General features: G+C 67.3%; 11 protein-coding genes and 1 pseudogene. 7 read left to right on the top strand and 5 right to left on the bottom strand.

Features of this window, described 5'->3' with window-relative positions; translation table 11 throughout:
• On the top strand, positions 1–2,407 hold a 2,407-nt coding region (locus KDK95_RS16620), incomplete at its 5' end, for a DUF8371 domain-containing protein (RefSeq protein WP_212519087.1).
• 1,429 nt (positions 2,408–3,836) lie between these two features.
• On the opposite strand, the gene KDK95_RS16615 is transcribed toward KDK95_RS16620, so the two are convergent.
• Complete coding sequence (locus KDK95_RS16615) at positions 3,837–4,139, bottom strand: hypothetical protein (protein WP_212519086.1); 303 nt, start codon at positions 4,137–4,139, stop codon at positions 3,837–3,839.
• On the opposite strand from KDK95_RS16615, the gene KDK95_RS16610 reads away from it, so the two are divergent.
• Together KDK95_RS16610 and KDK95_RS37425 are read left to right on the top strand one after the other, a co-directional pair.
• A complete protein-coding gene (locus KDK95_RS16610; protein ID WP_212519085.1) occupies positions 4,132–4,620 on the top strand; it encodes a hypothetical protein in 489 nt (162 codons plus the stop codon). The two genes, KDK95_RS16615 and KDK95_RS16610, sit on opposite strands and share 8 nt — an antisense overlap.
• Positions 4,621–4,836: 216 nt before the next feature.
• Positions 4,837–6,396 carry a restriction endonuclease gene (locus KDK95_RS37425; protein ID WP_212519084.1) on the top strand — a complete coding sequence of 520 codons (1,560 nt, stop codon included), beginning with the start codon at positions 4,837–4,839 and terminating at the stop codon, positions 6,394–6,396.
• A 175-nt stretch (positions 6,397–6,571) separates the two neighbouring features.
• On the opposite strand, the gene KDK95_RS16600 is transcribed toward KDK95_RS37425, so the two are convergent.
• Positions 6,572–8,281, bottom strand: coding sequence for a hypothetical protein (locus tag KDK95_RS16600; RefSeq protein ID WP_212519083.1), 1,710 nt, complete (start codon positions 8,279–8,281; stop codon positions 6,572–6,574).
• Between KDK95_RS16600 and KDK95_RS38250 the strand changes: the two are divergent.
• Positions 8,214–8,678, top strand: a pseudogene (locus tag KDK95_RS38250) (DUF4232 domain-containing protein); the annotation flags it as partial. The gene KDK95_RS16600 and the pseudogene KDK95_RS38250 sit on opposite strands and share 68 nt — an antisense overlap.
• A gap of 307 nt (positions 8,679–8,985) precedes the next feature.
• Here the strand turns inward: KDK95_RS38250 and KDK95_RS16590 are convergent.
• A complete protein-coding gene (locus KDK95_RS16590; RefSeq protein WP_212519082.1) occupies positions 8,986–10,275 on the bottom strand; it encodes a tyrosine-type recombinase/integrase in 1,290 nt (429 codons plus the stop codon).
• A 423-nt stretch (positions 10,276–10,698) separates the two neighbouring features.
• Here KDK95_RS16590 and KDK95_RS16585 point away from each other — a divergent pair, with 423 nt between their 5' ends.
• From KDK95_RS16585 to KDK95_RS16575, 3 genes are all read left to right on the top strand, one after another.
• On the top strand, positions 10,699–11,499 hold the full coding sequence (locus KDK95_RS16585) for a retropepsin-like aspartic protease (protein ID WP_212519081.1): 801 nt from the start codon (positions 10,699–10,701) through the stop codon (positions 11,497–11,499).
• Between the two features lie 156 nt (positions 11,500–11,655).
• Positions 11,656–12,192, top strand: coding sequence for a hypothetical protein (locus KDK95_RS16580; protein WP_212519080.1), 537 nt, complete (start codon positions 11,656–11,658; stop codon positions 12,190–12,192).
• Between the two features lie 67 nt (positions 12,193–12,259).
• Positions 12,260–13,102: an SMI1/KNR4 family protein gene (locus KDK95_RS16575; RefSeq protein ID WP_212519079.1), complete on the top strand. Its 843-nt coding sequence runs from the start codon at positions 12,260–12,262 to the stop codon at positions 13,100–13,102.
• A 217-nt stretch (positions 13,103–13,319) separates the two neighbouring features.
• Here the strand turns inward: KDK95_RS16575 and KDK95_RS16570 are convergent, their stop codons facing one another.
• Both KDK95_RS16570 and KDK95_RS16565 read right to left on the bottom strand, forming a co-directional pair.
• On the bottom strand, positions 13,320–16,106 hold the full coding sequence (locus KDK95_RS16570; protein ID WP_212519078.1) for an ATP-binding protein: 2,787 nt from the start codon (positions 16,104–16,106) through the stop codon (positions 13,320–13,322).
• Positions 16,107–16,118: 12 nt separating this feature from the next.
• Complete coding sequence (locus tag KDK95_RS16565; protein ID WP_307844397.1) at positions 16,119–18,392, bottom strand: tetratricopeptide repeat protein; 2,274 nt, start codon at positions 18,390–18,392, stop codon at positions 16,119–16,121.
• Positions 18,393–18,438 lie beyond the last annotated feature (46 nt).

The raw sequence follows: 18,438 nt of genomic DNA, 5'->3' as shown, positions 1-18,438 counted from the left end.
CACCCGACCCTCCCGCGAGATCACCAACAGGCTCGTCTCCCGCGCCTGGCGCGCCGCCGACCGCGAGCCCCTGCTGCCCGCACTGGCCGAACTGATTCACGCGCAGATCTTCACCGACCACGGCAGCAGTTGGCCCGGGCGCATCCCCGACGAGCCGCGCGACACACGAGACCGTCGCACCCTGCTAACGCTCGTCATCAACGACCTGGCCACCACTGTGGAGGCGGCACGCCTCGCCCACAGCCCGATATCCACCAGCCTCGGTCTCACACGCACCGAAGACCTCGCCTGGATGCTCGAGCAGGAGCAGGCCGCCGACGAAGCCCACGCCGCCCTCTGGCATTCGCTCCTGCGCTCCGTCTTCGACCCGAGCAACGCGCAGCACAGGCAACTCGCCACCCAATCCCCTGACTCCCGCGCCGCACGCGTACTCGAACCCCTCCTCGCCGGCGCACCCGCGAACCGCCTTATCCCATCGCGTGCAGCGACGCATCAGGCCGTGACCGCCGAGGAACCCCACCTCCAACCCGACCCGGCTGCCCGCGAAGCGGCCATCGCCTCGCTCGCCGAACTCCTGACCGCGGCCGGCTCAGGAGCTGCCGACTCGTTCCCGCGGCTGTGTGTCCTCCTACAGTCGGCCCCGCCCGATCCTGCACCGACGTTCCTATGGGACGTACCCGGCGACGATCTGACTCTCACCCCGGGATTCAAAGCCCTGCTAGAAGACGATCAGACCGCGATACCCAGGCTCCTCGACGCGGCCGCCGCGTTCGTCAAGGGCCAGCACCCGCACACCGACGAGTGGATCGACGCGCCTGGCACATGGCACCGCGCCGCGAGCACTGGCTACGTCTCGTTCGCCGCGCTGCTGCGCTACCGGCCCGGTGACCTCGACCGCCTCCCACCGCGCATCTGGGAGACATGGGCACCCGCGATCGTCGCCCACAGTGTCGCCGGCGGATCGCCCGACGCCGTCCCGGTAAAGACCACGCTGCTGCGCGTCCTCGCCCGCACCGCCCTCCAGACGGCACAGGACTCAGCGCTGCGAATGCTGATCGCGGCCGAATCCGCGGGACGCACCGCACACGAGATCGGGTTCGCCGCCGAGTACTGGAGTGAGGAGTTCGCCGCAGCGCTCGCGGAGAGACTCGACACGCTCACGTGGCGAACCGAGCCCAACAACTTCCAGCTCGTCTCGCACCTCCTGCTTTGCCAACGCCATCAGGCGACATTCGACCAGCTGTGCGCGCGTCTCGACGACGACCGCGCCGACGCCAACACGGGCGACCGCGCGGGGATCGCGGCCATACTCCTCGCCGGCCAACCCCAGGACGCATGGCCGAGTGTGCTCCGCGCGATGCACGCGGACCCTGCATGGGGTCGGACTCTGGCACTCCGGCTCGCACGCTCCGACTCCTCCACTGCCATCCTCGCCTCGCTCGCCGACGCCCAACTCGCCGAGCTCTACCGATGGTGCCTGCAATACGTCCCGCCGGAGGAGGACTCCTGGGAAGAGCAGACGGTCAACCCGTTCCACAACAGCCACGAACTCGAATTCTGGCGCGAGCGCTCGCTTCGTATGCTCGTCGACCGAGCGATGCCCAGCGCACTGCGGGAAGTCACCGCCCTCGTACGCGACAACCCGCAGCGCCGGTGGATGCGCCGCGCACTCGTCGAAGCCCAGGAAGCCATCCAGACAACCGCCACCCACTACACGCCCAGCCCCGCCGAACTGCACGCCCTCGTGCGCGCGAACGGTCGCCGCATCATCCGCGACAGCACCGACCTGCTCGAACTGGTCCTCGACGAGATCGGCGAGCTTCAGAAGGCCATGCACGGCATGCCCGCCGAGGCGAGGTTCCTCTGGGACGAGCAGCGCAGCAAGGACGGCCCCTCGCACTGGCGGCCGAAACACGAACCCGACGTCTCCGACTACATCGCCCGCCACCTTCGCGATCATCTGGAAGCCCGTGGCGTATTCACCGACCGCGAGGTCCAGGTAGGGCGCACCAGCACGAACCCGAGCGCCGTCGGGGAACGCATCGACCTGCTCTGCCAAGTCAGCACCCCGGAAGGACGGGCGCCCTACCGCGAACCCTGCCGCGTCGTGATCGAAATTAAGGGGCCCTGGAACAAGGACATCGACACCGGCGTGCGCACTCAGCTCACCGAGTACATGCGCGCCGCCAAGACTGAACACGGCATCTACCTCGCCAGCTGGTACCCCCAGGATGAATGGGACCCTGACGACTACCGCCGCGACAAACCGGCAAGCAGGCTCGACCGCGACCAGCTCGAAGCCAGGCTGAACGCCCAGATCGAGGTCGAGAGCGCCCGAACGGGATGCGACATCAGAGCCTTCGTCCTGAACCTTGAGCGCAGGGACCCCAGCGCAAACAAGGCGTGACATTCCGCGGAGGACTCGTCGACGGCTGCCACAAGCCTCGGCGCCCGCCGAGGCCACTACACACCGAACGCATCCGCATCGTCGACGAACAGGTTCGCCGAGGTCGGGCGGCGGTCCGCACCGGGCGTGTCCTGATGAATCTCTACACCGTCGTGACTACTGAAGCCGTGACCCCCGTCCGGCGCCCGTAGGACAGCAGCCAGTGAGTTCGCCACACTTCCAGCACCGCTCGACAAAGGCCACGACTCACCGCCACGGAATCCGCAATAGACATTCATGATCGCTCGATCGGCGCCAGCCCGGCCAGCGGTGCGGGGTCCAAGTTGGTCCAACGCGGTCCAAAGCCGGGCCCGTCCCGCCTCCCACACCTGGTCAACGACACCGGCGTTTCGCGCCTATCAGAACTCTGTGTTGGACCCAGATTGGACCGAAAGTGGTGCCGTTTTCGGCAGCCAACGGCAGAGATCGGCAGTGATCGGCAGGCGCTGGCGGCAAACTGCGAGGTCACACCCATCAGCCTCCGCATACGCGCAGGTCAATGCATATGGGGGGTCAGACGAGAGATTATGCGTGTCAACGATCCGTAGTCAGCCTCTTGACCTCACATTGGCCCACTGAACTGCATCTTTGCCAGAAATGACCAGAAAGTCTGCCGTGACGGGCTCGCATGCCCGGACGAATGCTACGTTGCGTGACCGTCAGAGTTCCCCGCTTCCACCGCCCGCACACCCGCGCGCAACGCGAAATGGCAGGTCAGGGCCCCGCACCGTCCGGATCGGCCATAACGGACCCTGCGTCGGACCGCGCCGTGGCGCTGCCTGCGGCCGCCGTCATGCATAATGTTGTCTAACCACGAGTCGCCGCGATACCCGCAGGTCAGAGCGGTGCTGCCGCACGCGTGCAGGCCGGAGCTGGATGGAATCATGCATAACGTTCGCTATTCTGCACCTTCCCGTGTTCCCGCAGGTCAGGGTGCCATCTCCTTCATCCATGCATAACATCTAGGTCAACCTTTGGATCTAAACACCCGCTCAGGCTGCCGCCAGGTGCGGTGACGGCAAACCAGAGGCTTAGGGCTGTTGCGGTCCGCATGACGCACAGCCTGCTTAACGCCACGTTGTTGCATCGGTCGCGTCCGCTGTGCGACGGATTGGCGGACGAGGTCGGCGCCTGTCTGCTCGCGGGGTTTGACTGTATCGAGGTGGCCTCCGTGGAGCCCGGCCTCACCATGCATCGGCCTGGGGGTGTGCGTGCCGCGCGAGCCCCTGGAAGTCGCGCACCTCCCCTGCTCTTGCACGTCTCGATCCGACCACAACTGAATCACGCCTCTGACGGATGCGTAACGCGAAGCTAGCGTGAAGTGCACTGTCACCAGCCGAAGGGAATCGGGCGTGTACCAGCCGCCGCCGACGCGTCCGCCGCGCAAGCTTCACCCTGCGCTGATCGTGTTGATCTGCGTGGGCGCCGTACTCTGTTTTCTGATCCTCGTCGGTGTGGTGGGTGTCGTTATGGGCGCGGGAACGACCGCGAGCAGTGGGTCGGCTGTAATCGATAAGACGCTGGCGGCGCCCAAGACGGGCTTGCTCTCAACACGGCCCTCCCCTGCAGCTTCGAGGTCCTCGGGGCCGGCGCATGTCGCCGCGGCGGTGCCAACTGTCGCCTCGAAGCCTCCGACAACGACTGCGGCCTCGAAGCCGAAGCAGACAGCCCCGGGCACGAATCTGGTGTTCACCGGCGCTGTCGTCGCTAGCGCGACCGGGACCGTCGATGATCGGCCGGTTCAGACCGCCGCGTCGTACGACACGAGCCCGGACGCCTTCACGACCGAGTGCCGGATGGCGGCTCCCGGCAGCACAGCGGCATGGGACGCCCAGGTCACGGTCAGGACGCCGGGCAACGAGTGGCAGATCTCGCTCTCCTCCGGCCAGACTATCGGCGACCCCTCCCCCGGCCGACACCAACTCATCGGGAACTCGTACCCCGGCCAGGTCCCGGACGGCGCCGTATCGCTCGACGTGCAATCCCAGCAAGCGGTCGCCGACTACCTGTCGAACGGTTCCAGCTCGTACGAGTACTACATGAAGCCGACCACCACCTACTTCGCCACCATCAACCCCTCGCTCGAATCGGGCACCCTGAATGTCACTCTCGACGCGGACCAGGCGGGTGCGACCGAGCTGACCATCTCCGGCACGTGGTCATGCACCAGCTAGCCAGGCCGATGCTTGATCGTCAGCGTGGGACGGCATTGCATCGAACGGCACCCCGCCCGCTGGTCACAAGGTGGGAACGGGCACTTGGCCGATCGGGCCCCCTGCTGTGGTGAACGACCCCCTGAACGGTGACAATACTCTTAGCAACGTAGCGGTAGGCGGCCGCGGTGGGACAGCAGAGGTGGGTTTGTGGCGCGCAGCGTTAGCTCACAGATCGTGTCGGCGTATCTCGAGTCTCAGCAGCGTGCTCGACGCGCGCAGGAGGCTCAGGCTCGGCAGTGGCGCCGGATGCAATTGGAGCAGGCCCGCGCGCAGCGCGCGGCCGAGCGGGCCCAGGCGCAGCGAAGCCGAGAGGCGCTGCAGAGCTACCAGCAGGGTCGGGAGGCGGATGTCGCCGCGCGCAATCGGCTCATCGAGGACGACCTCGCCACGCTGCGCAGCGTCCTGTCGACCGCGGTGAACGCCGGCCCCTTCCGCATCTATCAGTGCAAGACGGCCTTCGATCCCCCGCGCTTTAATCCGGGGCCGCTCGGTATGCCGGTTGTGGAGCCTAAGCCCTCGGACTACCAGGTGCCGGCGCTGACGGGGATCATGGCGCGCACGCCCAAGGCACGAGCTGAGCACGAGGCGGCGCTCGCCCGGGCGCGGGCCGCTTACGAAGCCGACTGGCACCGAGCTTCTCAGCTCGAGAGCGATCGCCTGCAGAAACTGGCCGCGTATCACAGCGAATTTCAGCAGTGGGTCAGTCGGGAGCAGGCTCGTGTCGAGGAGCACAATCGGGCGATGGACGATGTCGCCGCCCGTTACGGCTACGGCGACGACGACGGGGTGCTCCAGTTCTTCTCCGTGGTCGCCTCCAACGACCGTTGGCCGGAGTCCTTCCCGATCCAACGGCGCGCCGCCTGGGACGCGGCGCGCGGCGAACTGGTCGTGGCCTGGCAATTGCCGGGCATGCAGGTCGTACCGGAATCGAGCCGATTCCGGTACGTGAAGAGCACCGACCAGGAAAAATCGATCGACCGGCCGGCTGCGGAGCGCCGCGTCCTGTACCGCGATCTGCTCGCGCAGTGCGCGCTGCGTACCGCCTACCGCTTCTTCTCTGCGGACTACGCACAGCGTCTTAAGTCCCTGGTGTTCACCGGTTTCATCCGGGCCGTGGACCCGGTGACAGGGCGCGAAGCGGAGTTTCCGCTCGTCTCGGTCGCGATACAGCGAGACGCCCTGGCGGCCGTGGACCTGCGGCACGCCGATCCCGTCAGCTGCGTCGAAGAATTCGGCGGCCGACTCGCGGCGAAGCCTGACCAACTCCAGGTCATCGTCCCGCATCGGCTGCCGGAATCCGTACGCGGCGGGCAGTTGCGCGACGGGGAAGGCGACGACATCGATCTGCTCGAGATGGATCCACTCGAATTCGAGAAGCTCGTCGCGACGCTGTTCAAATGCCGCGGCTACGACGTGATGACCACCAGCCGCAGCGGCGACAGCGGCGTCGACGTGTTCGCCGTCGACCGCGACCCGCTGACCGGCGGGAAGATCGCCATCCAGGTCAAGCGATACCGCAAGACGGTAAACCCCGCCGTCGTACGCGAACTGTACGGAACCGTCATCGCCCATGGAGCCGCCAAGGGAATCCTGGTCACGACCTCAGGCTTCGGACCGGACTCACGCAGCTTCGCAGACGAACTTCCACTGAAGCTGATTGACGGCCCCGAGCTTGTCCAGTTGCTCCGCGAGCAAGGGCTTCCCGGGCACATCGGCTCGGTTCAGACTTGCTAAAGGACACCAACACTGTGTCGGGCGTGCTTGGCGCGTGAGGCGTCTAGCCTCCGTGTCAGGCGCGGAGAAGTCAACTGGAAGACCGCGCGCTTCACCGCGATGGCCGCTACATGGGTTACGTCTATGCTCCGGGGACGTTGTTGAGGGCGGGGTCGAAAGCCTTCCTGGTACAGATTCATTCTCCGGCATGAGTTTCGTCATACGGTGGCCGCTGCAGCGCATATCCCGTGCCGCTGAGTCGTGCGACGATCTGCCTGACTTCGAGTACGCGCTCGAGCACAGGTGTCGTGATCTTGCCTGACGCCAATTCCAGCTCGCACTTTGCCAGCAGGACCGGCCACAGCGCGGTAGCCAGCGCCGTCTTGATGTCTCCTATGCGCATCTGCCCTAGGGGCACCTTGATGTCGTGGTGATTCTGCCGTGCCGCTTCGAGCTTGGCACGGAGTTCTGGTTCCCAGCCGTCTGTGCTCGCGAGAGGGTTGCCGCGGGATAGGGCGATCTCCGTGATCTTGGGAACGAGCTCGTCGTTAGTGAAGTTCGCGAGCTCGTATTTGTCTTCGCCCCACACGTGGATGTTGACCAGCCAGTCGAGATCGCTGTCGCCGATCTCGCCGCCCTGGAGCTCGACCTCCTCGCGGATCGCATCTCGCAGGATGCGCCGCACATTGTCTCGCGTGGCTTGGGTCGTCCACTGGTGCTCGGGATCCATCACCACGACAAGGGCCGTGGGGATGCGATCGAGAAGCTGCACGTCGCCGATCTTCTGGCCCAGCCGTGGCGTGATGCCATAGCGGGTGATCAGCTGTACGTTGATGTCAGACGAGCCGCATTTCTGCACGCGGACCTGGTCCGATCTCGCTAAGCCCAGTTCGGCGAGCAGAGCCGGAATGTGGATGAGCTCGGTCTTTCCCTCGACGAGCATCAGCACCCGCGGGTGCGGCGAGAGACCGAAGCTTCCCAGCGCGCGGTCGAGCGAAGGGACCTCGCCGGCCTTGGCGCCGAGCCTGTCGTGCAGCGCGGTGTGCCACATCAGCCCCTGGAGGCTCGGCAGCTGTTCGAGAGCGCCAGCGTCGGCGAGTTCCTCGTGCGCGCGCAGAAGTACCTCCGCGGCGACGCGGGCCCAGGCGCAATGAAGCGCCTGCAACTTGAGCTTGAACCATCCCGTGTGATCGGAGTGCCGCAACACCGGGAGCCAGTCGATCAAAGGGTCCCGAGTGTGGGCCCACCCCAGAAGCCGCTCGGCTTCTGGGCGGAGCCGGGCCGGGTCATACCCGACCGCCTCCAGGAGCTTCGCTGCTCCCGCCTCATGGCGGAACGCGAAATAAGCCTCCTGGTCGGCGAACGGCGGGAGGGAGAGTTGGCCGATCACCCCCGGCATGAAGCGCGGGGCCAAGGCGGCCAGCGCCAACGTCACCGCTCGAGCTCGCCTCACCCCGTCCATGCGGTCAGCCAGGTCGATCCCCTGCTCGATCCACTCCCGGTCGCGTAGCGCATCGAACAGATTGAGCAACTGCCAGGAGGAGTACAGATAGCCGTTCCACCACTCGCGGGGCGAGAGACCCTCGGGGATCTCGAACGGGAAAGCCTCCGAGTATCCCTCAGCGGCAGGGTCGTGCAGTCGACCCTGCGACGCGGCGAGCAAGGCGGAGTAGCCCGGATCGTTTCCCATCGGCGGCGGTACGTCGATGACGAGCCGCGGGTCGGGATCGTCATCCACGCGAAACAGCGGGCACAGGAGACCCAGTTCATGAAGCTGGCGCAGGTCGTCGAGGGCCACCTCGAATCCGCGGCTCTTCGCCTCATCGACGAACTCGTCCGTGCGAAGCAGGTCGTCCTGCGTGAACACGAACGGGACCCTCATCACGGCGATCGACTGGACGTCCACGAAGACAGCGTCTCACTTCATTGGCTGTCTCATCGCCCGGTTTTCTACTCCAGGGTCCGGGACAGAGGAACGGCGGCATCGTTGGAGCGGCTCATGTCCCACACCAGGGCGCTTGCGCGTGCCCGCGGACGTCGCAGCCAGTTCGGCGAACGGCGCTGCCTCGGGGACTGCAGTCTGCGCGAACGGCCAGCTCAGCGTCCAGTTGACGATGCCGGACGCCTCGGCCGGACACGAGAGCCTAGTGCTCCTGTTCACCAACACCAGCGGCTCCACCTGCACAATGTCCGACTACCCCGGAGCCGCGGTCACCGACAAGCCCGGCCAGGTGGTGCTCGACGCCAAGCGGTCGCTCGCAGGCTACGAGGGCGGCGCGGCAGGAGTGACGACGGTGACGCTCTCCCCCGGGAGGGCACGCCTCGGGCGTCATCGAGTGGCTCGACCACCCCACCGACGGCACCTCGCCCGTCAGTGCGAACTGCCCCGGCGCGGACGGCGGCTCGCTTCTGATCACTCCCCCGAACACGACGAAGACGTCCTCGTTCAGCTTGCCGATCGACCTGTGCACGGACTTCTCCGCCCACCCGGTGGTAGCAGCCACCTCCGGCCGCTCGAACTCCTGACCGCCGCCGAGACCCTAGCCGGCCGGTCGCCGCGAACGGCCCGACCATCCACACTCCACGCGCGCCCGCAAACGCATTGCCCGCTCAGGATCCAGCCGCCACCCCGCGTCCGCACCGAGCATGGGAGGAGCCGGACCCTGCCCTGCCGTGCTCCGCGATCCGGGCGCGGCCGTCGTCGGCGAACAGCCGCTCCACGTCAATGCCGGACCGTGCGACAGCTTGCGTCCACCTGGCCTCCAGCTGCGCGATCATCGCGGTGCGCATGGCGGGGGTGGTGTGGGTGTAAATCGAGCGCGCCCCCGGCTGGTGGTGCCCGAGCCGCTCATCACGCAGGGCCTCGGGCACCCCGAGCTCGGCGAGCATCGTGGCGTGGGAGTGACGCAGGTCATGGAACCGCGCCCCCGGGCACAGTGCACCGCCCTCGCCACCGGCGCGGCTCCCGTCTCCTTCGCACGCGGCGTGCCAGGTATGGAGCCAGTCGGTGTGCCGGATCGGCCCCTCACACCGGTTGACGAACAACAGCTCCCGCCCGCCGGCCGCCTGGACGTGCCGGGCCAGCAGTCCGGCCAGGAACGGCGGCAGATCCACGACACGCCCGCGTCCGCCCTTGGGCGGGCCGAAGTAGCGGCGGGCATGCACGTCCTCGTGCACCGCCCCGACCCGGGCGTGGACCTCGTACCACGCCGAACCCGCCCCACTGGGCGCGTCACCGGTCTGCGGCAGGTGCAGGAACACGCAGCGCATCGCGCACACCTCACCCCAGCGCATCCCGGTGAACGCACCGACCACCACCATCAGCGCGAACTGCCCGGGCAGACGCGCGCACACCCGCAGCACGGTCTCGAGATCCAGCACCCGCCCCGGGCGCACCGACACCGGCGCGCGCCGGCTACGGCCCCGCCCGGGCATCTTCGGAGCCGCCGGAATCACGCCTTCGGCGGCGGCATCGCCCAGCAGGTCGCGCAGCACACTCATGGTCACCGTCACGCTCGACGGCGACAAACCTCCTCGCCGCAGATCGCGCGAGAAACCCGCCAGATCCAGACCCGTGACCAGCTCGACCGGCACCTCACCGAACCGCGGAGCGATGTGGTGGCGGTACTGCTGCGCGTACGTCTCAAGCGTGCTCGGCGCCAGATCCTGCACCGGGAACCACCGCTCCCACCACGCCCCGACCGTGACCAGCGGCTCCACGGCCGTCTCCCGCTCCTCGACCAGAGCCTCAGCCAGCGCGCGCTCACCGACCTCGCGCGCATCCGCGAAACGCTTGGCCTCCCGCCTCGTCGCGAAACCGGACCGGCTCCCGTACCGGTGCCCATCGGCCAGCAGCCAACGGCCCCGCCACACCCGCCCGCAACGCTCCACGTACGCCATCACGTCACCAGCCGCACAGATCCCTACACCCCATAATGATCACGAAGGGCCCGAAAAGCCAGGCTCGAAGCACTTTCCGGCGCACAAGCGAGCGTGATGCCTACGGGCACCGACCTGCGCCCCGCCCTGCGAGCTCCGCCGTGGGAACCTCAGGATGGCGCCGACGCCGCGGATCGCTGCGGCTCCCAAGTGCCTCGCGCGGAACCGGGACGCACTAATCTTCCGTGGGAACGGTCGCGTCACCTCCCCCGCCCGGCGCGAGCGGCTAAGCCGAGGGACGGTGCCCCTGGCCTGCTTCTCGTTGTTCTTCACACCAACTCGATGAGCGCCGGGGACGCCCCTTACTCACAGCCCCGCCGGCCACCCCACTCCACCGCACCGGCAGAAACGGCACACCAGATTCGGCGGCGATAGGCTCGCCGAGTGCAGGACATCCCACTGATCATTGCACCCGACCCGGACGAGTCTGAAGCCGCCGAAGTCCTCATCGACGCCACCGTGGACGGGCGCCCGCGCAGATTTCTCCTGGACACCGGGGCAGCACGCAGCCAACTGCTCACCGATCCACACACGGCGGGCCTGGCGACGGTGCGCACTGAGGCCTCCTACGGCGCGGTCGCCGAAACCAGCAACGAACTGGTCTGCATCTCGGAACTGGCCGTAGGCCCGCTACACGCCCAAGACCTTGAGGTGGTCCGGGTAGCCGCGGCCCAACCCGGGGCCCGCGACCTGCTCGGTATGGACATCCTCGCCAGCGCCTGCTGCCGCTTCGACCTCGCTCATCAGCAGCTACGCATCGAGGCTTCCCCCCACCCGGACGCCGCGCTGCCACTGGTCATGGACGAACGCAAGCACTGCTACGTCGAACTCGACTGGACCGACGCCCAAGCCCAGGCATGCTTCGATACCGGAGCCGGACTGACCATCGTCGACCAGACGTTTATCGACAAACACCCCCGGCTGTTCGAGCCCGCCGGAACCTCCACCGGAACCGACGCCACCGGCGCCTCCTTCCAGACACCGATATTCCTGATGACAGGACCGGTGATCGGTGGCGCACAGTTCACCGCCCACACAGTCGCCGCGATCGACCTCTCACCCGTGAACGCGACCCTCGACCTGCCCATGGACCTCATCCTCGGCTACCCGACCATCCGCCAGGCGAACTGGCTCTTCGACTTCCCCGCCCGCCGCTGGTCACTCAGTCGTATAGCGCCGAGCTAACCGAGTCGCAACGACCACACACGGCTCAACCCCGGCCCAGCCCTTCGAATACCAACAAACTGAGGCGAATCGCGAGCAGCCCTGGGGACCCCGTAGCGCCCGCACAACCCCCGCGCGCCGTGGACCAGTGTCTTGCGTGTCTGTTATATCCACTGGGTGGATGCGAGCATCGCGGCGATCATCGGAACAGGGGTCGGTGCCATCGGAGGCCTCGGCGGTGGCGTCGTATCAGTCCTGGGGCAAGCCAGGTCTCAACGTTCGCAGCACGCCAACGATCGCACCCGCTGGCGCGATGAGATGCGTCGCGCTGCCTACCAGGATCTGATCACCACGACCAAGGCTCTCGCCCGCGAGCTCTGGCGAGCAAGCGACCACCTCCTCGATCCCGAGAGCACACCGGCCGACTGGCAATCGCAATACCGCGAGGTCCACGAAGCCTGGACCCACTTCAGCGCCGCGACCGCCGCGGTGACCATCGCAGGGCCAGGCCACGCGGCCGACGCCGCCGAGGACCTGCGCACCGCCATGCGGGAATGGGAGATGATCGTCACCGAATGGACCAAGGCCGCCGTCGGCAGCGGCACCGGCGAGAACGCGCCCCTGCAGGAACGCTTCACGGTCGCGGCCAAGGCGAAGCGCGGCCCTGACAAGGCCTTCCAACACGCCGCGCGGTACGCCCTTGCAACGGAGTGACCTGTCCCAGGCCGCGCACCTCATGGCGAACGCTCGAGCCAGCTATGTATGGGCCTAGACTCGCGGCGTGACCGCATTCGACGAGCTGACCCGCCTGGTGCCGCCGCCCGCTGCTCCCGTTGACGCACGCGGGGACTGGCACAGTGTCGAAGCCGAACTGGGACTGGCCCTACCCGCGGACTTCAAACAGCTCATCGAGGCCTACGGCCTGGGGCAGTTCGTCGACTTCATCACCCCACTCACGCCCTTCGGCTCACGCGATCTACTGATGCGAAGCGCCCGTGACATCCTCGATTCCGAGCACTCGTTCCGCGAGGAGAATCCCGAGGACAGCCCGTACGCGATCTACCCCGAACCAGGCGGCCTGCTGGAATGGGCGGGCACCGACAACGGGGACCGCCTGTGCTGGCTGACCGAGGGCGAGCCCGACCAGTGGACGACGATCGCCTGGAACCAGCGGAGCTGGAGCTACGACGTCTTTCCGGTCGGCGCGGTCGAGTTCCTGGCCGGATGGCTGGCCGGCCGCATCGAGACCACGGTCTTCAGCCCTCGCGAGCCCGACCAGCCCGCGCCCTGGTTCGATCCGTACCGCGAGCTCAAGCACGTCTACATCAAACTCGACTACGGCCGGCATCCGTATTCCGAGCGGCTACGCATCTTGCGCAACGCCCTCGCCCCGACGCTCGACCGCCGCGCCTACGACAACGGCGACGTCCACCAGGACCACTTCGCCGCGCCCGAGCACGGATGGCGCTTGACCTACGAGACCGCCTACGGCCACCAGATCCGCATCGCCTACCCGCCCGACGACGAAGCCAAGGCTCGAGCGGTGATACTCGACGCGGTCGAGCGCATGGGCTGCGAAGTCCTGAAGATCACGACGCATCGCGGCGAACCCGCCTGGACCTGACTGCCAGCAGCAGGCACGCGGGACGCACGCCCGTCAAGAGGCTCACTCGTGAGCTTGCGCCGCGGATCGGGCTGGCATACCCAGGAGCCTTCTGGCGAACGGCACGGACACTGACCCGGCGCGCTGCGCGGAGGTCGCGGCAGAGCGATGGCGTGGGGAGGGCCATAGAGATTGTCGGTAGAGCGTCCGCTGCGTAGTGGTTGGCTGTTCATGCAGCTCAGCGTGCATTGTTCCGTCGGCCAGAGCGCCTCGCGCCTGCGCCGGCATAGATCGCCAAGGACCGGGACTTCACCGCAGGGCCGCGCCTAGGACGCCGGTTCGGCGTGGCGTCGAGTGCGATGGCGGCCAGCGCATCTTTGACGCGGCTGAGGTTGAACTCATCCCCGCAGATCTCGAACGCGTCGCGTGCGGCCCAGAGTCGGGCGTTGGCCTTGGTTGTCTCGCCGAGTTCGTGCATGACGAGGCCGAGGTAGAGCTCGCACTCCGCTGCCGCCCACCAGTCCCCGAGTTCGGTGAACGCCTGGTGTGCGTGGCTGAGGTGCATCCGTGCGTTGGTGAACTGTCTGGAGCAGTATTCGAGCAGTCCTTCGGCGCGGTCGATTCTCGCGCCCAGCGCGCTCACGCTCTCGCCGGCATCGCCGGGAACGGCTCTTAGCGTCTCGAGCTTCTGGCGAGCTTGGGCGCTGTGGAGCGCGGCCTCTTCGAGCTCGCCGATTTCGATGTAGGCGAGCACGATCATGCATCTGGCGCGGATCTCGCCGGCGTGGTTGTCCATGCGGTTGAAGCGGTATGCGGCGGTCGCGGCGTGGACGAGGGCGTCGGCAGCGTGCTCGGCCTGGAGGTTCGGGCTCTCGGCATCGCGGCATTGGCTGAGCCGTAATTTCGCGAACCGGTACTCGACTGCTGCACGCCGTCGTGCGTCCCCGTGGTTGACATCGCGCGCCGACGTCAGTGATGTGCGCGCCTCGTCCCATCGCATCTTGCGCCGGGCCCATTCCGCGCGTGCCAGATAGGTGCGGAACAGGGCCCTGTCGTCGGTCGGGCCAGGACCGGCATGGGCGGGTTCTGTCAGCCATTGCTCCGGGCTGAGCGCGGAGGCCGCTTCGGCGGCCAGCACTTCGATGCGGCGCCTCTCTGTCTCGTCGTCACAGGCCTGTGCTTGTTCGAGCGCCGTGTGAAGCCTTGCTTGTCCGCGGTGGTAGCAGGCGGCCTGCAACCAGATCTCGCCCTCGGTCCGCAGCTGTGCGGCGCGCAGGGAGTGAGGGTTCGGGTCTTCTGCCGTGGCGGGAGTGTACGCGCTGATGAGCTGGTCCACCTCGGCGAGGAGGTTGAGAGCAGCGGCGTAATTTTCGACTGCGCCGAGGTAGGCGGCGTGGGCGATCTTGACGCGGATGCCGCCGGAGTTGCTGCCGTCTGCGTTCGCGGCCTTGTAGGCCTTCGTGAAGGCGCGCCGGCAGTCGGCCATGTCCACGTACTGGGGCACGCAGCCGCCGAGTCGCGCTCCGATGCGCCAGCACAGGGCCCAGTTCTTCTCTTGGTAAGCAATCTCGACGCCGCGCACCAGGTTGCCGTACTCGGCGCGAACCCAATGATCGGGGTGGGTGGAGAGCTGGACGATCGCGTGCTCGAAGCCGGGCACGGGCAACGGGCCGACAGCTCCCAGGCCGGCCGGCTGCGGTTCGAGGCGGGCCAGGATCAGTTCGGTTACCGCTAAAAACCGGGTATCGAGGTTCTGCCGTGCGGTTTCCTGCTCTGCAGTGGTTTCCCGTTCGTCGAGCTCGGTTCGGGCGAAGCTGCGCGTGAGGGCGTGAAGCCGGTACCGGTAAATCCCCAGCAGCCTGTCAGCGGCGACGCGCTGGACCAACTCCACCTCGGCGAGCCGTTTCATCACCGCGGTGGCCTCGTCGTAGGTGAGGCCGAGCAATGGAATGAGCACCCAAGGCAAGAAGGTGGTCGAGTCGACCAGCGCGAGATGGCGCAGCGCGCGCTGTTCCCGCTGTCCGAGCCGGTCGTATGACTGGCGAATCTCCTGTTCCACCGGGCCGTCCACGCCGCATAGGGCGCGCAGCCGCCCGTGCTCGGGCCCGAGGCGGGCCGGCAGATCAGCGAGTGCGGTTGGGTCTCCCGCGATGAGCTGACCCCCGACGTGGAGCGCGGACGGCAGCCGCCCGCACAGTTCGATGACTTCGGCGACCTCAAGCGGGTCGGTGTTCGCCCGCAGTGAACCGTGGGCGTAGAGCATGCGCGCGGCGCTGCTCGAATCCGGAAGGCTGATCCGTATCGAGCGAGGGCCGAAGCTGCCGCCGAGCGTGCGCTGGCTGGTGATCACGACCGTGCACCCGGGGTGGTTCGGTACCAGGTTCTTGACCTGATCGAGGTCGGTGGCGTTTTCCAACAGGATCAGTACGTCACGGCGGGAGGTGCGCGTCAGGAACTGCCGTATCCTCTCCTCGGTCGTTGCCCCGGGCTCCACCCCGAGCGCCAGCAGCATCGCGCCGAGCACCTCGCCCGGCCCTTTGGGCACGGTCGCGGTAGCCAGGTCGAAGTAGAGTGATCCGTCCGGGTGGTCGGCTTCGATGCTCGCCGCGAATGCTCGGGCCAACTCGCGTTTGCCGACCCCTGGCTGGCCGTGAATCAGGATCGTGCGGGCGCGCGCGGAATGACCGGAGCTCACGGAGGCGGCAGAGCGGCTCGGTCCCGCGACCGTCTGCTCCGCGTAGAGCGCGTGCAGTTTCTCAAGGTCGCGCTCGCGGCCGATGAACACCTCGGCCCCTTTAGGCAGGCGCCTCGGGATCTGGCCGCGCGGCTCGTCCTTCGTAGCCATCATGGCGGCGACCGCTGCCAGGACTCCGCCGCCGAGCGTCGCGTACACCTGCAGAGACTTGGCCGTGGTCCACGTAGCGAAGAGGCCGCCGAGCGGCGCCACGCTGATCAAGGCGAATCCGGTGATCGCCAGCGCGATCAGGCGCGCACGCCTGCTGATCTTACGGCGGAGTCGTCGCATGTCGCAGGCCGCTTATCGTCCGGCCGGTTGGCGCAATTCGGTCAGTACGCCGCGTCGGCGACCGAGCAGAGCACGTACGCCGCCGCGCCGCGCCCAGGGATTCGCAAGGTGCTGTCTGCGGACGGCCTCCGCACGCCCGTGGTCGCCGACGTCGTCGAACGCCGCGGCGGCCGTCTCAAGCAGCCGCGCGGCTTCGGCGTGCCGTCCTTGGATGATGCGGACTGCGGCTGCGATGCGTGCGGTCTCAGCTTCGATCCACGGATCACCGCATCGCTGGTATGTGGTGAGGGCGTGCTCAAGGATCCGGGCAGCCTCGGTGGGCTCTTGCGAGCTGTCGATCATCGCTTCACCGAGCAGCGTTTCGCAGTATGCAGCGCCGTATTCGTGGCGCATACCCGTGAACAGGCGTAACGCCGCTGCTCCGTCGGTCAATGCCTGGTCGGCGGCGCCCTGCGCGAGGCGTGTTCTGCCGGTCTCGTACCGGATCCATGCCTGCCACAGGCGGGCGCCTGTCTGCTGGGCCACGACGTCGGCGTCTAAGAGCGCGTCGAGGGCCTTGGTAAAGTCGCCTGCGCGGCGGTGTATCCGCCCGAGCGCCCACAGCACACCGGCCAGGAGCCTGTCGCCGGCGTCGCCGAGTGATCGGGCTATCTCGGTCGCTTGTGCGGTCGCCTCGCGTGCCTGGTCTGGACGGTCGGCTTCGGAGTACACGACTGCGAGTTCACGCAGCGCATGCACCGTTTCGTGGTCGTCATGCACGGCTTTCGCGCACTGCACTGCTTCTCGAAGTTCGGCGGCCGCCTGATCGAGCTTGCGGAGCCTGCGATCGATCTTCCCGATACAGCGCAGCGCCTGTGGCGAGGGGCCCTCGATCTCGACGCGGCCCGCCGCCTGGACGAGTTCCTTCGCTTGACGGGTCCCGCCGAGCTCAATCTGAATCTCGGCGAGCGTGACCAGTCCGATCGTTTCGACCGCTGGGTTGCGGTTCTCGCGCCCCAGCGCGACGCTCTCACGCGCAAGCCGCAGTGCCCTGTCGAAATCGCCGCTTCCCATTGCGTCCAGCGCGTCGTGGACGACCGAACGTTCGAGTCCAAGATCGCTGCGCGCCAAGCGTGACAGTTCGAGAGAGCGCTGGCACGCTGCGACGTGGTCCGGGCCGAGTCGTTCCGCTCTGCGCCGCGCATAGACCATGATCAGGTCGTGCACGCGGAACAGCGGGACGCTGGCGCCGTCGGTGCTGAACCGTTCGAGGAAGCGCACGCGCACAAGGGCGTCGAGGATGCGCTGCGCGGATTCGTCATCGTAGGTCGATGCTCGTGCGGTCGCGTCCAAGAGCGCGGCCAGCGTCCACGGCGCGAGGATCTGGCCGTCGAGCGTCCCGATGACATCAATCGCGGTGCGCTCTTCATCGGCAAGCAAGGCGTAGCCGACGTCGAGCCCGTCGGACGGCTCGACGGCAGGCCGGGGCTGGAATTCGTTGATCCGTTCGAGGGCACTGGATAGCGAGGCGAACGGGCCGTTCGCCAGGGCGATGCCCGCCATGCGCACGGCCAAGGGGAATCTGCCGGCGGCGCGAACGACCTCCTCGGGGGCTCCGCTGCTCTCAGCGACCTGGTCGACGCCGTCCGCGCCGAGCATCACGGTGAGCAGATCCACCGCCTCGGTGTCCGTCAAAGGGCCGAGTTCCACCTCGTGCGTCCACGCAAGACGCGCTAAGCGGCTTCGCGAGGTGACGATGACGATGCAGCCTGGCGATACGTCGAGCAGCGGCTCCAGGTCTGACTCGTCGCTGACATCGTCGATGAGAAACAAGAGCCTTTTGCCCTGCGTCAACTCTCCGAGCGAGGCATGACCACCCGGGTCGACTGCATGCGCTTCCCGCAGCGCTGAGATCAGCGCCTGGACGTATTCGGGCTGCTCGTCCTCCGTCGATCCGGGCAGTACCGTCGCACGACCGACTCGACTGAACAGGCTGCCATCTGGGCACGCGCTGGCGACGGCGTGGGCCAGTCGGACGGCGAAGGCGGTCTTTCCGATCCCGGGATGCCCGGTCACCAGGACAATCCGCGGATCTCTTCTCGTCCCCCGCCGCTCATCGTGCAAGGCCGCCAATGAGCGCTCAAGCTCGTCACCCCGGCCGACGAACAGGGGCAACGGTGGAAGCTGTGCAGGCGGGCTGAATCCCGGCGGGACGAGAGCCGCCGACGAAGAATGCCTACCACTCTGGCCATACCATGCACCCGCGCAGGCCAGGACGACGACATAGGCTGCGACCGGGCCAATCACGAAAGTCCAGCTCTCGTGAAAGACCACGACTGCGCAGACCGCCGCT

Source organism: Actinospica acidithermotolerans, assembly GCF_018139625.1.
GTDB classification, from domain to species: Bacteria; Actinomycetota; Actinomycetes; order Streptomycetales; family Catenulisporaceae; genus Actinospica; species Actinospica acidithermotolerans.
Note: the sequence above shows the minus strand (reverse complement) of the source record. Positions and strands in the feature narration are given on the sequence as shown.